This is a genomic window from Streptomyces sp. NPDC001443 (assembly GCF_053597355.1).
The window spans coordinates 155439-169438 of record NZ_JBSFIA010000003.1; the positions used below are offsets into that span (position 1 = coordinate 155439).

Here is a 14000-nt window from a genome sequence, read left to right on the forward strand (position 1 = left end):
GGGGTGCGTCGCGCCGGCTGCGGTGCCGTGCGTCACGGCGGTTGTGCCGCGCGGGGGTCGGTGCACGGGGACGGGTCACTCGACCACGTGTCGGCCCTCGGGACGCGCGCTGCACGAGGCCTGGAAGGAACAGTGCGTGCAGTGCTGGCCCGCGGTAGGGGTGAACCGTTCGTCGAGGACCTTGCCGGCGGCGGTGGCCAGCAGGTCTCCGACCCACTCCCCCTCCGACCCCGCCAGGGATTCCTGCGCCTGCACCTTGGGCAGCGTCTCGCCGCCGTCCCTCTTCGCGGCGCCCTGGCGCAGCTGTACGAGTTCGGCGCCCCCCGCCTCGGGACGGGCACCGGCGAAGGCGTCGTCCACCGCGCCCTCACGGACGGCGAGCTGGTAGACGGCGAGCTGGGGATGGCGGGCCACCTCGGCCGCGCTGGGTGTCTGCTTGCCGGTCTTGAAGTCGACGACGTAGGCGCGGCCGTCCGCGTCGCTCTCGACGCGGTCCATCTGGCCGCGGATGCGCACTTCGTAGTCACCCGCCCCGAGGGTGACGTCGAAGTCGTGCTCGCTCGCCACCGGCGTACGCCCGGCGCGGTCCATGACGTGCCACTTCAGGAAGCGTTCGAGCGCCACGCGCGCGTTCTCCTTCTCCTGCGCCGACTTCCAGGGCGCGTCGAAGGCGAGCGCGTTCCACACCGAGTCGAGGCGCTCCATGAGGACGTCGAGGTCGGCCGGGGTGTGCCCGGAGGCGACCTCGTCGGCGAGGACGTGGACGACGTTGCCGAAGCCCTGCGCGGCACTCGCGGGCGTGTCGGCCTTCACCTCGCGGCCCAGGAACCACTGGAGGGCGCAGGTGTTGGCGAGCTGGTCGAGGGCACTGCCGGACAGCACGACGGGGTGGTCGCGGTTGCGCAGCGGCACCTTGCTCTCGGTCGGCTCGAACATGCCCCACCAGCGGTAGGGGTGCGCGGACGGCACCAGCGGCCTGCCGTCGTCGTCGGTGAGGGCGGCGAGCCGGGCCAGCCGGCCTGCGGCGGCCTCCCGGAGCGGCTCGGAGACCCGCGGGTCCACGGTCGTGGCGCGCAGTTCGGCGACGAGCGCGGCGACGGACAGCGGGCGGCGGGGGCGGCCCGTGACGTCCCTGGGCTCCGCACCGAGCTCGGTGAGGAAGCGGGAGGGCTGGTCACCGTCGTCGGCGGGGGCCTTCACGGCGGTGACGACGAGGCGTTCCCTCGCGCGCGTGGCGGCCACGTAGAACAGCCGTCGTTCCTCGGCGAGGAGCGCGCCGGGGGTGAGCGGTTCGGCGAGTCCGTCGCGTCCGATGCGGTCGGCCTCCAACAGGGAGCCGCGGCGGCGCAGGTCCGGCCACAGTCCCTCCTGGACCCCGGCCACGACGACCAGGCGCCACTGCAGGCCCTTGGAGCGGTGCGCGGTCATCAGCCGGACGGCGTCGGGGCGTACGGCCCGGCGGGTGAGCGTGTCGGCGGCGATGTCCTCGGCCTCGATCTCCTCCAGGAAGTTCAGCGCGCCCCGGCCCCCGGTGCGCTGCTCCGCGCGCGCGGCGGTCGCGAACAGCGCGCACACGGCGTCCAGGTCCCGGTCGGCGTTGCGGCCGGCCGCGCCGCCGCGGCGCGCGGACCGTTCCAGACGGGCGGGCCACGGTGTGCCCTCCCACAGGTCCCACAGCGCCTCTTCGGCGCTGCCGCCGCCCGCGAGCCGCTCCCGGGCCTTCCTCAGCAGCGCGCCGAGTCGCTGTGCGCCGCGGGCGTACGCCGGGTCGTGCGCGACCAGACGTTCGGGCTCGGCGAGCGCCCGCGCGAGCAGTTCGTCCGAGGGCGGCGGTACGGGGTTGCCGGCCGCCCGCTCCTCCTCGCGCAGGGCCCGTCCGAGGCGGCGCAGATCGGCCGCGTCCATGCCGGCGAGCGGGGAGGTGAGCAAGGTCAGCGCGGCTTCGGTACCCAGCCAGCAGACATCCGCACCCGGCTCCGTCTCCGTCGCCGGCTCCCCGCCCTGCTCCTGCCCCTGTTCCCGTTCCTGCTCTCGGAGATCGTCCGCGTGGTCGTCCGTGTGGTCGTCCGTGTGGTCGTCGCCGCCGCGTCCCGTGGCCTCCGCCGCCGCCACCGCCCGCAGCGCCGTCAGCAGCGGAGCCACCGCCGGCTCGTGCCGCAGCGGAAGGTCGTCGCCGTCGATGTCCAGCGGGACGCCCGCGGCCGTGAGGGCACGGCGGACGGAAGGGATGACGCGCGCGCCGGCGCGCACCAGCACCGCCATCTCGCCCCACGGCACACCGTCCTCCAGGTGCGCCCTGCGCAGGATGTCGGCGATGTTGTCCAGCTCGGTGCCGGCCGTCGGATACGTGTAGACCTCGACCCGCCCGCCCTCGTGGACCGGGGTGAGCTCACGGTGGGCGCGCACCTTCTCCGCCGGAAGGCGGGTCAGCGGCATCCGCCGGGTCAGCAGCCGGGTGGCGGCCAGCAGTGCGGCACCGGAGCGGCGGGAGGTGCGCAGGACCTCGACCGGGGCCGGGTGACCGTCGGCCTGCGGAAAGGTCTGGGGGAAGTCGAGGATGCCGCTCAGGTCGGCGCCCCGGAAGGCGTAGATCGACTGGTCGGGGTCGCCGAACGCCACCAGGGTGCGACCGCCGCCGGCGAGGGCGTGCAGCAGCCGGACCTGGGCCGGGTCGGTGTCCTGGTACTCGTCCACGAAGACGGCGTCGTACTGCGCGGCGAGCCGCCCGGCGACCTCGGGACCGCGGGCGAGGAGCACCGCGCGGTGGACCAGCTCCGCGTAGTCGAGCACGCCCTGGAGGTCGAGGACGTCGAGGTACTCGGCGAGGAAGACGGCCGCCGCCCGCCAGTCGGGGCGGCCGATGCGGCGGGCGAAGGCCTCCAGGGCCCCGGGCCCGAGGCCGAGCTCACGGCTGCGGGCGAGGACCGCGCGGACCTCGTCGGCGAAACCGCGGGTGGTCAGACAGGCACGCAGTTCGTCCGGCCAGCGCACATGGGCGAGGCCGAGCCGCTCCAGGTCGACCTGGCCGGCCAGCAGCCCGCGGACGGCGACGTCCTGCTCGGGGCCGGACAGCAGGCGCAGCGGCTCCACGAACAGCTCGCTGTCCTGGTGGGCGCGGATCAGTGCGTAGCAGAAGGAGTGGAAGGTGGTCGCCTGCGGCGCGCGGGCGGCGCCGACCCGCTGTGCCATGCGGTCCCGCAGATCGACGGCGGCCTTGCGGCTGAAGGTGAGCACCAGGATGCGCGCGGGGTCGTCGCCACGGGCGACCCGGGCCGCCACGGACTCGACGAGGGTGGTGGTCTTGCCGGTGCCCGGACCGGCGAGGACGAGCAGCGGTCCGCTCCCGTGGTCAACCACGGCGCGTTGGGCAGCGTCCAGTCGAAGGGGCTGCGGTCGCGCCGGCGGGGTACGGACCAGTCGGTAAGCGCCACGGCTCCCCTGCCGCACGGGGTGCGGCAGGTGTTCGGTGGAAAAAGAGGAGCTCACGTGGTTCGCCGGTCCTGGTGGGTGTGCTGGGGGCTGTCGCGGTCGGCGCGGGACGCCGTCGCGACGGTGGTCGTCGGGGCACGGGCGGGCGCCTCGCGCGTGGCGGGCGGTGTCCGCGGGGTGAGGGGGACGCGTGCAGGCGACGCTACGCCGACGGATGCCACGGAAGCAGGGCTTCCTCTTCTTCCCGCACAGCGCTCGCGACCCTCGCGGCCCGTGCGTCGCGCACGCCCCTCGCCTCACGAACGTACGGCATGCGGCGGGCGTGCCCGGCTTCCCTCGTACGGGCGGCGCGTTTCCCCCGGGCCAGGGCTGTGGCGGAAGCTGTCAGATGTGACCATCCGCACGTTCACCGCCGTCCCAGCGTGCCTGCCGCAGGTCGACGCGCGGCACATGCCCCTCGGCGGCTCTGCTCGCCGCCTTCAGCGGGGTGCCCTCCGCGCGGTAGTGGTCGAGCGCCCGCAGTTCGTGGCCGGGCAGCAGCACACCGTCGGCGCGCACGACACGCCACCACGGGGCGGCTCCTCCGTAGAGGGACATCACCCGGCCGACCTGCCGCGGGCCCCCCTCCTCCAGCCATTCGGCGACGTCCCCGTACGTCATGACACGTCCGGGTGGGATCGACTCGGCGACCTCGAGGACCCGCTCGGCGTACTCCGGCAGCGCGTCCGCGTACTCCGGGTGGGCGTCCTCCGGAAGGCTCTGCTCGCTCATTCGCCCCATCCTGCCGCATCCCTCCGACAGTGCGACGGTCTCGCGACCATGCGTGACTCTCGCCCTCGAGCGAGGCTTGGGGCAGACTGTGCGCCCTCGCATTTGCACCCTGATGCCCCCGTGTGTCGGTGCGGCGTGCCACCATCGTGCGGGCGGTGAACCGGTGATACGAGACCAAGAAGAGATGATGAAGCAGCAGGGTGTGCACCCCGAGGACGCGGAGGGTACCTCTGACGCTGCGTCGCGCCCGGACACCGTCGACGCGTACCGGAAGCAGGCGGACGACGTCGCCGACGGCGCGGACGGCACAGGGGCGGCCGGGAGCCGACCTGCCCCGGACCACGACCACGACCAGGACCAGGACGAGGACAAGAACCCCGAGCCCGACCGGGACCGGACCGGGCACCGGCACTCCGGCACCGGGGCGGACACCGACCGGGACCCGGTTCCGGCCGAGGAGGCGCACGCCGACGCGGTCGAGGGCGACGAACCGCTGCTCCCCGCGCGCGTGCACCGCCCCTCGGACCTCATGCGACTGCTGGTGGGCGTGCTCGCCATCGTCGTCCTGCTCGCGGTCTCCGCATTCGCACACGGGACGACCTCGGGGCTCGAACAGGACATCAACAAGGGCACCGGTCAGGCACCCGACCTGCTGATCAAGATCGCGGGGCTGGCGTCCAGCATCGCGATCCTGCTGGTGCCGGTCGCCTTCGCGATCGAGCGGCTGATCAAGCGGGACGGGCTGCGCATCGCCGACGGCGTGCTCGCGGCGGTCCTCGCGCACGGTGTAACCCTCGCCACCGACCTGTGGGTCGCCAAGGGCGCGCCCGGTTCGATCCAGGAGGCGCTCACCCAGCCCTCCCCCGGCGACATCCACGCCCTGACCGACCCGGTGCACGGCTATCTCGCCCCCGTCATCGCGTACATGACGGCCGTCGGCATGTCCCGCAGACCGCGCTGGCGCTCCGTGCTGTGGATCGTGCTGTGCCTCGACGCGTTCTCCATGCTGGTCACCGGCTACACGACGGCGTTCTCGATCATCCTGACGGTGCTGATCGGCTGGACCGTGGCCTACGGAACGCTCTACGCGGTCGGTTCTCCGAACGTCCGTCCCACCGGGCGGACGCTGATGGCGGGGCTGCGGACCGTCGGCTTCCGCCCGGTCAGCGCGGCCCGCGAGGACGTCTCCGAGACCACGGAGAACGGCGACCGGGGACGGCGTTACTTCGTCACCCTGGAGGACGGTCCGGGGCTGGACGTCACGGTGGTCGACCGGGAGCAGCAGGCGCAGGGCTTCTTCTACCGAGCCTGGCGCAACCTGACGCTGCGCGGCTTCGCCACCCGCAGCAGTCTGCAGTCGCTGCGCCAGGCGCTGGAGCAGGAGGCGCTGCTCGCGTACGCGGCCATCGCCGCCGGCGCCAACGCGCCCAAGCTGATCGCGACCTCCGAACTCGGCCCCGACGCCGTGATGCTCGTCTACGAGCACACCGGCGGGCGCACCCTCGACTCGCTGGCCGACGAGGAGATCACCGACGAGCTGCTGCACCACACCTGGCACCAGGTGCAGGCGCTTCAGTCGCGGCGCATCGCGCACCGCCGGCTGTCGGGCGAGGCGATTCTGGTGGATCGTTCCGGCAAGGTCATCCTCACCGACCTGCGCGGCGGTGAGATCGCGGCCGGCGATCTGCTGCTGCGCATGGACGTCGCCCAGCTCGTGACCACGCTCGGACTGCGGGCGGGCGCGGAGCGCGCGGTCGCCTCGGCGGTGGGCGTCCTCGGTCCCGACGCCGTCGCCGGCTGTCTGCCGATGCTCCAGCCCATCGCGCTGACCCGCTCCACGCGCGCGACGCTGCGGAAACTGGCCCGGGAGCGCGCGCACCGCGAACGCGAGGCGGTCCTGGAGGCGTCCCGGCAGGCCAAGCAGGACCGTCTGGAGGCGGCCGGGGGCGAAGCCGTGCCCGCGGTGTCCGACAAGCAGGACAAGAAGGCCGTACGAGCGGAGCAGCGGGCCGAGAAGCGAGCCATCGACGAGGCTCTGGAGGAGGCGCGCGAGGAGGATCTGCTCACCCAGATCCGGCACCAGGTGCTGCGGATCAGACCGCAGGCGCCGGTCGAGCCGGCCCGCCTCGAACGGGTACGACCCCGCACTCTGATCAGTTTCATCGCGGGCGCCATCGGTGCCTACTTCCTGCTGACGCAGCTCACCCACATCGAGTTCGCGACCGTGTTCTCCGACGCCCAGTGGGGCTGGGTCGTCGCGGCGGTGCTGTTCTCGGCGCTGAGCTATGTGGCCGCGGCGATGAGCCTGCTCGGCTTCGTGCCGGAGCGGGTGCCGTTCCCGCGGACCGTGGCGGCCCAGGTGGCCGGGTCCTTCGTGAAGATCGTGGCCCCGGCCGCGGTGGGCGGGGTCGCCCTCAACACACGGTTCCTGCAGCGGGCGGGTGTGCGGCCCGGACTCGCGGTGGCGAGCGTGGGCGCGTCGCAGCTGTTCGGGCTCGGCTGCCACATCCTGATGCTGCTGTCCTTCGGCTATCTGACCGGCACCGAGAAGACGCCGTCGCTGTCGCCGTCCCGGACGGTCATCGCGGGTCTGCTGACGGTGGCGGTGCTCGTGCTGGTGGTGACCTCGGTGCCGCTCCTGCGGAAGTTCATCGTCACGCGCGTGCGGTCGCTGTTCGCCGGAGTCGTGCCGCGCATGCTGGACGTGCTCCAGCGGCCCCAGAAGCTGGTCACCGGCATCGGCGGCATGCTGCTGCTCACCGCCTGCTTCGTGATGTGCCTGGACGCGTCGATCCGGGCCTTCGGCGGTGATTCGGTCTCGGTCAGCATCGCCAGCGTCGCCGTCGTCTTCCTCGCAGGGAACGCGCTCGGATCCGCGGCGCCGACGCCCGGCGGTGTGGGTGCGGTCGAGGCGACCCTGACGGTCGGCCTGATCGCCGTCGGGCTCCCCAAGGAGGTCGCCGCGCCCGCCGTACTGCTGTTCCGGCTGCTGACGCTGTGGCTGCCGGTGCTGCCCGGGTGGCTGGCGTTCAACCATCTGTCGCGCAGGGGATCGCTCTGACGGGGACGGCCGCCGTACCTCGTACGGCCCGTGCTTCCGCGCGGGCAGGCGGGCGGAGCCCCACGATGGGATCATGCCCAGTCTCTCCCGGCCGTGTGCCGCCGCGCTGACCGCCGCCTCCGCCGTGCTGCTGTCCTCGGTGCTGGCGGGCTGCGGAGGCGACTCCACGGACGGGGGTCCGGCGGCCCAGAAGCTCGACTGGCAGGACTGCCCCGCCCCGTCCGAGGCCGAGGGCGGCGGTACGGCGCCCTCCCCGCTGCCGGACGGCGACGCGTGGCAGTGCGCCACGATGAAGGCCCCCCTCGACTGGAGCGACCCCACGGGCGACACCGTCGGCATCGCGCTGATCAGGGCGAAGGCGAGCGGCCCGGAGAGCGGACGCATCGGCTCGCTCGTGTTCAACTTCGGCGGGCCGGGCGGCTCGGGCGTCAGCACGCTGCCGGCCTTCGGTGAGGACTACGCCGCCCTGCGCACCCGCTACGACCTGGTGAGCTTCGACCCGCGCGGGGTGGGCCGCAGCGCGGGAGTGGAGTGCGAGAACGACCAGCAGCTCGACCGGTACTTCCAGCAGGACGCCACCCCGGACGACGCCGTCGAGCGCGCCGCCTTCCTGAACAACACCCGGCAGTTCAACGCCGCCTGCGAGAAGAACTCCCACCGCGTGCTGCCGCATGTCCGGACCACCGACGCGGCCCGTGACATGGATCTGCTGCGCCAGGTCCTCGGCGACGACAAGCTCCACTACTTCGGCATCTCCTACGGCACCGAACTCGGCGGCGTCTACGCCCACTTGTTCCCCAAGAACGTGGGTCGCGCCGTCTTCGACGGGGTCGTCGACCCGACACAGAACTCGGAGCAGAGCTCGCTCGGGCAGGCCGCCGGCTTCCAGCTCGCACTCGACAACTACGCCGAGGACTGCACCTCGAAAGTCGAGGAGTGCCCGGTCGGGAACAGCCCCCAGGACGTCAAGAACCGCATCGCCGCCCTGCTCAAGGACCTCGACAAGCGGCCGATCCCCGGCGTCCTGCCGCGGAAGCTGACCCAGACGGCGGCGACCAACGGCATCGCCCAGTCCCTGTACTCGAAGGACTTCTGGGAGTACCTCACCGAAGGCCTGCAGGACGCGTACGAAGGCGACGGCAGGATCCTGATGTTGCTGTCCGACTCGATGAACGGGCGCAGCGCCAACGGCGAGTACAGCAACATCATCCCCGCCAACGTCGCCATCAACTGCGCCGACGACAAGCCCCGTTACACCGCCGACTACGTACAGGGGAAGCTGCCCGAGTTCCGGGCCGCCTCACCCCTGTTCGGGGACTTCCTGGCCTGGGGCATGGTGAGCTGCACCGGCTGGGCGGTGCCCGGAGCCGCCGACCATCCGGACGTCCACGCCCCCGGAGCCGCGCCGATCCTCGTCGTGGGCAACACCGGCGACCCGGCCACGCCGTACGAGGGGGCGCGCAGGATGGTGGACGCGCTGGGCAAGGGCGTCGGAGTGGAGCTGACGTACAAGGGCCAGGGGCACGGCGCGTACGACAGCAAGAACAGGTGTGTGCAGAGCGCGGTGAACGACTATCTGCTGCGGGGAAAGGTGCCCGCGGCCGGGACCGTGTGCTCCTGAAATCCCGCCCAAGTCAGCAAAGCCGCAGGTCAGATGGTTATCCACAGGGCCCGACGGGTCGGGCTCGCTCCGCCTAGTATGGCCTGACCGCCGTGCGCCGTCCGGTGCGGACGGCCTGTTTGGGGGGATCACGCGGATGGCTCGATCGGCACGCTGGGCGGCACTGGGGGCCGTCGCCGCACTGCTCGTGGCGGGTTGCAGCAGCGGCTCGTCGTCCGGCAGCGACAAGAACGACACGGCCACGAGCGGGGCGACGGCGTCCTCTGGAGCTTCCTCGCCCGACGCCCCCGCCGGAACGCCCGCGCTGCCCGCGTCGCTGACCTCCCAGAAGGTCGCCTGGGAGCGCTGCAAGGCCACCGCCGACTCCCCCGCACCGGGCGACGACTGGCAGTGCGCGCGGATCAAGGCTCCGCTGGACTGGGCGAAGCCGGAGGGCCGGACGATCGGTCTGGCGGTCATCCGTGCCAAGGCCCGCAGCGGGGACCGCATCGGCTCGCTCCTGTTCAACTTCGGTGGCCCCGGCGGCTCGGGAGTGTCGACGATGCCGTCGTACGCCTCCACCGTGTCCGCGCTGCACGAGCGGTACGACCTGGTGAGCTGGGACCCGCGCGGGGTCGGCGCCAGCGGCGGGGTGCGCTGCCGCGGCGACCGGCAGATCCAGGCCGCCGAGGCGATCGACGTGACGCCCGACACCCCCGCGGAGGAGCAGGCGTACTTCCAGGACGCCGCCGACTTCGGCCAGGGCTGCAAGAAGGCCGCCGGCGACCTGCTGGCGCATGTCTCGACCACCGACACCGCCCGGGACATGGACCTGATGCGCCAGGTCCTCGGCGACGCGAAGATGCACTACTTCGGCATCTCCTACGGCACCGAACTCGGCGGCGTCTACGCCCACTTGTTCCCCAAGAACGTCGGGCGGCTGATCCTCGACGCGGTCGTCGACCCCAGTGCCGACACGGTGGGCCACGCGGAGAACCAGACCCGTGGCTTCCAGCGCGCGCTGAACGACTACCTCGAATCCACCGGTCAGGACCCGCAGAAGGGCACGCGGAAGATCGCGGACCTGCTCTCGCGGATCGACGACGCGCCGCTGCCGACGTCGTCGGGGCGGAAGCTGACCCAGTCGCTGGCGGTCACCGGCATCGTCCTGCCGCTGTACAGCGAGGCCGGCTGGCCGAGCCTGACCAGCGCGCTGAAGGAGGCGCAGCAGGGCGACGGCACCGGACTGCTGGCGCTCGCCGACGGCTACAACGAGCGGGACGCATCGGGTCACTACGGCACGACGACCCACTCCCAGCGGCTCATATCGTGCCTGGACGACAAGCAGCGGCCCACTCCGGAGGAGACGAAGAAGCGGCTGGCGGAGTTCGAGCGGATCTCGCCCGTCTTCGGGGACTTCCTCGGCTGGGACACGGCCGGCTGGTGCCACGACTGGCCCGTGGCCGGACAGTACGACACCCCGGAGGTGAGCGCGCCGGGTGCGGCGCCCGTCCTGGTGGTCGGCAACACGGGCGACCCGGCGACGCCTTACGAGGGGGCTCGCAGGATGGCGGACGAGCTGGGCAAGGGCGTCGGAGTGGTGCTCACCTGGAAGGGCGAGGGCCATGGGGCGTACGGAAGCGGGAGCGACTGCGTCGACTCGACGGTGAACGCGTACCTGCTGAAGGGCACGGTGCCGAAGGACGGCAAGACCTGCTCCTGAGCGCGGCTGGGCCCGCCGACGGCGGTGCCGGGAACGCGGCCGGCCGACCACGGACGAAGCCCACGGCGTCCGGGTCGGTCGGGGCCGTGGGCTTCGGGTGTCGTGCGGGTCGGACGACGGTGCGGTCAGTAGACCGGCTTGTGGGGCTCGATCTGGTTGACCCAGCCGATCACGCCGCCGCCGACGTGTACGGCGTCCGCGAAGCCCGCGGACTTCAGCACGGCGAGGACTTCCGCACTGCGGACACCCGTCTTGCAGTGCAGGACGATCTTCTTGTCCTGCGGGAGGGACTCCAGGGCGGTGCCCATGAGGAACTCGTTCTTCGGGATCAGCTTGGCGCCGGGGATCGAGACGATCTCGTACTCGTTGACCTCGCGGACGTCGATGATCTCGATGTTCTCGCCGTCGTCGATCCACTCCTTGAGCTGCTTGGGAGTGATCGTCGAGCCGGCCGCCGCCGCCTGGGCCTCCTCGGACACGACGCCGCAGAAGGCCTCGTAGTCGATGAGCTCGGTGACGGTGGGGTTCTCGCCGCAGACCGCGCAGTCGGGGTCCTTGCGGACCTTGACCTGGCGGTACTGCATCTCCAGGGCGTCGTAGATCATCAAGCGGCCGACCAGCGGCTCGCCGATGCCCGCGAGAAGCTTGATCGCCTCGTTGACCTGGATGGAGCCGATGGACGCGCAGAGCACGCCCAGGACGCCGCCCTCGGCGCAGGAGGGGACCATGCCCGGCGGCGGGGGCTCCGGGTAGAGGCAGCGGTAGCAGGGACCGTGCTCCGACCAGAAGACGGAGGCCTGTCCGTCGAAGCGGTAGATCGAGCCCCAGACGTACGGCTTGTTCAGCAGCACGCAGGCGTCGTTGACCAGGTAACGGGTCGCGAAGTTGTCCGTGCCGTCGACGATCAGGTCGTACTGGCTGAAGATGTCCATCACGTTGTCGGCCTCGAGCCGCTCCTCGTGAAGGATCACGTTCACGTACGGGTTGATGCCGAGGACGGAGTCACGCGCCGACGCGGCCTTGGAGCGGCCGATGTCGGACTGGCTGTGGATGATCTGGCGTTGCAGGTTCGACTCGTCGACCTCGTCGAACTCCACGATGCCGAGCGTGCCCACGCCCGCCGCGGCCAGGTACATCAGTGCCGGCGAGCCCAGGCCGCCGGCGCCCACACAGAGCACCTTGGCGTTCTTCAGCCGCTTCTGCCCGTCCATCCCGACGTCGGGGATGATCAGGTGGCGGGAGTACCTGCGGACCTCGTCTACGGTGAGCTCGGCAGCCGGCTCGACCAGGGGTGGCAACGACACGGGGACTCCGTTGGTCGGTCAATCACTACGGTTGTTCTCCTCGTAACACTGCCATGGCCTTCTTCATTCCGAGACTCCCGTTCCGATCCGCGAGACGATGTCGTCCCAGTAGCCGGGCATGGTCTCCCAGGGGTCGGAGCTGCCGCCCCGGTCCGTCCGGTCGGTGAAGTAGATCGTCGAGGCGCCCTGCCAGCGGGCGATGCGCAGGGCCTCGTCGAGGTGGCCGCGCGGGACCCCGTGGACGAGGTGGCAGAACCGCTCGGGCGGGTAGTCGGCGGTCCATTCGGCCACCTGCGACCAGCGGTAGTCGCTCCAGGGGCCGCTGAACGTGATGAGTTGGTCGGCGTTCTCGGCGTAGCCGGGGTGTGGATGGGTGCCGTGGCCGAGGACGATGTGGGTGCCGTCGCGCAGTCCGCGCAGCGCGGCCACCGTGCGGCGGATCGCGGGGAGCGCGGCGCGATCGTCCGGGCACCGGTCCAGCAGGAAGCCGTCGACCCGGTACCAGTCGCGATAGCGGTGCGCGTCGGACATCAGGTCGGCGAAGGGGCGGGACCCGTAGGCGGTGTCGAGGTGGCCCAGGACCCGGACGCCCGCGTTGCGGACCCGGCCCGCCGCTTCCAGGCAGTGCGGGTCGGGGCGGCTGCCGGGGCCGTCGGCGACGTTCAGCACGACCCAGTGCAGCGGGGTCCCGGGGCGGGAGAGTTCGCCCCACTCGGTCGGGGCGAGCAGGGGGTGCCCGCAGCCCGGGACGCCGAAGCCGACGCGGACCTCGGTGCGCGCGGCGCCTTCCGCAGAGCTGGTCAGATGCGGCATGCCGCCTCCATCCAGATGTCGGCGAGGGACTCTTCGAGGTTGATACGGGGGCGCCAGCCGAGCCGGTCGCGTGCGGTGCGCACATCGGCCTGCTGCCAGCTGCCGCAGCCGTCGGGGTAGGCGACCGGGGCCGCGTGGTCGGGGTCGGTGCGCGGGTGGCCGACGGTCGCCCGCAGGTGGTGCCCGCCGGACAGTCCGTCGAGTTCGTGCAGGGCGCCCGCGTAGCCGGCCACGCGGGCGAGGACCGTGGCGGCGTCCCGCAGGCGTACGGCGCGGCCCGAGCCGATGTTGATGACGCCCTGCGCGGCGGAGAGCGAGGCGGCGTGGACGGCGCGGGCCACGTCGCGGACGTCGATGAAGTCGCGCTGGGCGCCGAGTCCGCCGAGTTTGAGTTCGCCGTCGCCGGACTGCATGGCGCGGCGCATGGCCTCGGCGAGGCGGCCGAGCGGGGAGCCCGCGGGGGTGCCCGGCCCGGCGGGCGAGAAGACCCGCAGGACGACGGCGTCGAGGCCGGATCCGAGGACGAGTTCGGTGGCGGCGAGTTTGCTGACGCCGTAGGGGCCGCCGGGGCGCGGCACGGCGTCCTCGGCGGTGGACGAGCCGGGTTGGCTCGGTCCGTACTCGGCGCCGCACCCGATCTGCACCAGGCGGGCTCCGCAGCCGCTGCGGCGCAGGGCCTCGCAGACGGTGGCGACGGCGACGGTGTTGTGCCGGGTGAGGTCGCGGGCGCCGCCGCGGGTGGCTCCGGCACAGTTCACGACGACCTGGGGGTGGACCGCGTCGAGGAAGCGGGTGAGTGCGCCGGGGCTGCCGGACGCCAGGTCGAAGCGGACGTCGGCGTCGTCGCCGCGGCCGAGCGCGGTGAGCTGGACGGCCGGGTCGGCGAGCAGTCGGTCGGCGACGAAGCGGCCGATGTAGCCGTTGGCTCCGATCAGCAGGACCCTCATCGCTCGGCTCCCGGGGTGTGCGCTCCGGATGTTCCGGTGGCTCCGGACGCTCCGGGTCGGGAGGTGGTCATCTCGTGTCTCTCCTTCGAGGGGGTGGTGCGGTCGCCTCCGGCTCCGGGGCTGGTGCCCCCCGGGCAGGCGGCGGATCGGGAAGTCCGGCGCGGGTGCGAGCGCGGCATGTGGGCGGCGGTCGGCACGGTGGGTGCGGCGGGCACCGTGTGCGTGGTTGGCACCGCAGGAGTCACGTGCGCGGCCCACGCCACGCGCGCGGCGGGCGCCTTGGCGGCGGTCGAAGCCGTGGGAGCGGCCGCCAGCGCGGGGGCAGCCGGGGCCGTGGGAGTGACCGCTGTCG

General features: G+C 72.5%; 8 protein-coding genes. 3 read left to right on the forward strand and 5 right to left on the reverse strand.

The features are described from left to right. Window positions 1-75: 75 nt before the first annotated feature. Together ACWC24_RS05685 and ACWC24_RS05690 are read right to left on the reverse strand one after the other, a co-directional pair. Window positions 76-3486, reverse strand: a complete 3411-nt coding sequence (locus tag ACWC24_RS05685) for an ATP-dependent helicase (protein WP_450661550.1) — start codon at window positions 3484-3486, stop codon at window positions 76-78. A gap of 327 nt (window positions 3487-3813) precedes the next feature. After that, the gene (locus ACWC24_RS05690) at window positions 3814-4200 is read right to left on the reverse strand and encodes an MGMT family protein (protein ID WP_450661551.1); all 387 of its coding nucleotides are present in this window, start codon (window positions 4198-4200) and stop codon (window positions 3814-3816) included. Window positions 4201-4387: 187 nt separating this feature from the next. Here ACWC24_RS05690 and ACWC24_RS05695 point away from each other — a divergent pair, with 187 nt between their 5' ends. The 3 genes from ACWC24_RS05695 to ACWC24_RS05705 all read left to right on the forward strand — a co-directional run bounded on the left by ACWC24_RS05695 (window position 4388) and on the right by ACWC24_RS05705 (window position 10584). Further along, entirely contained in the window at window positions 4388-7261 is a 2874-nt protein-coding gene (locus tag ACWC24_RS05695; protein WP_450661736.1) for a lysylphosphatidylglycerol synthase domain-containing protein, read from the forward strand. A 73-nt stretch (window positions 7262-7334) separates the two neighbouring features. Next, complete coding sequence (locus tag ACWC24_RS05700) at window positions 7335-8882, forward strand: alpha/beta hydrolase (RefSeq protein WP_450661552.1); 1548 nt, start codon at window positions 7335-7337, stop codon at window positions 8880-8882. A gap of 136 nt (window positions 8883-9018) precedes the next feature. Beyond that, the gene (locus ACWC24_RS05705; protein WP_450661553.1) at window positions 9019-10584 is read left to right on the forward strand and encodes an alpha/beta hydrolase; all 1566 of its coding nucleotides are present in this window, start codon (window positions 9019-9021) and stop codon (window positions 10582-10584) included. 125 nt (window positions 10585-10709) lie between these two features. On the opposite strand, the gene moeZ is transcribed toward ACWC24_RS05705, so the two are convergent. The 3 genes from moeZ to ACWC24_RS05720 form a co-directional block, all read right to left on the reverse strand. Then, entirely contained in the window at window positions 10710-11888 is a 1179-nt protein-coding gene (gene moeZ / locus ACWC24_RS05710; protein WP_450661554.1) for an adenylyltransferase/sulfurtransferase MoeZ, read from the reverse strand. Window positions 11889-11951: 63 nt separating this feature from the next. Then, the gene (locus tag ACWC24_RS05715) at window positions 11952-12701 is read right to left on the reverse strand and encodes a spherulation-specific family 4 protein (RefSeq protein ID WP_450661555.1); all 750 of its coding nucleotides are present in this window, start codon (window positions 12699-12701) and stop codon (window positions 11952-11954) included. Further along, window positions 12689-13648, reverse strand: coding sequence for an NAD-dependent epimerase/dehydratase family protein (locus tag ACWC24_RS05720; protein ID WP_450661556.1), 960 nt, complete (start codon window positions 13646-13648; stop codon window positions 12689-12691). Before ACWC24_RS05720 ends, ACWC24_RS05715 begins: the two co-directional genes overlap by 13 nt. Between the last annotated feature and the right edge of the window lie 352 nt (window positions 13649-14000).

Bases quoted from the DNA above. Each gene is read 5' to 3' on its own strand.
- ACWC24_RS05690 (WP_450661551.1), bottom strand. From the start codon at position 4,200: ATGAGCGAGCAGAGCCTTCCGGAGGACGCCCACCCGGAGTACGCGGAC.
- ACWC24_RS05695 (WP_450661736.1), top strand. From the start codon at position 4,388: ATGAAGCAGCAGGGTGTGCACCCCGAGGACGCGGAGGGTACCTCTGAC.
- ACWC24_RS05700 (WP_450661552.1), top strand. From the start codon at position 7,335: ATGCCCAGTCTCTCCCGGCCGTGTGCCGCCGCGCTGACCGCCGCCTCC.
- ACWC24_RS05705 (WP_450661553.1), top strand. From the start codon at position 9,019: ATGGCTCGATCGGCACGCTGGGCGGCACTGGGGGCCGTCGCCGCACTG.
- ACWC24_RS05715 (WP_450661555.1), bottom strand. From the start codon at position 12,701: ATGCCGCATCTGACCAGCTCTGCGGAAGGCGCCGCGCGCACCGAGGTC.
- ACWC24_RS05720 (WP_450661556.1), bottom strand. From the start codon at position 13,648: ATGAGGGTCCTGCTGATCGGAGCCAACGGCTACATCGGCCGCTTCGTC.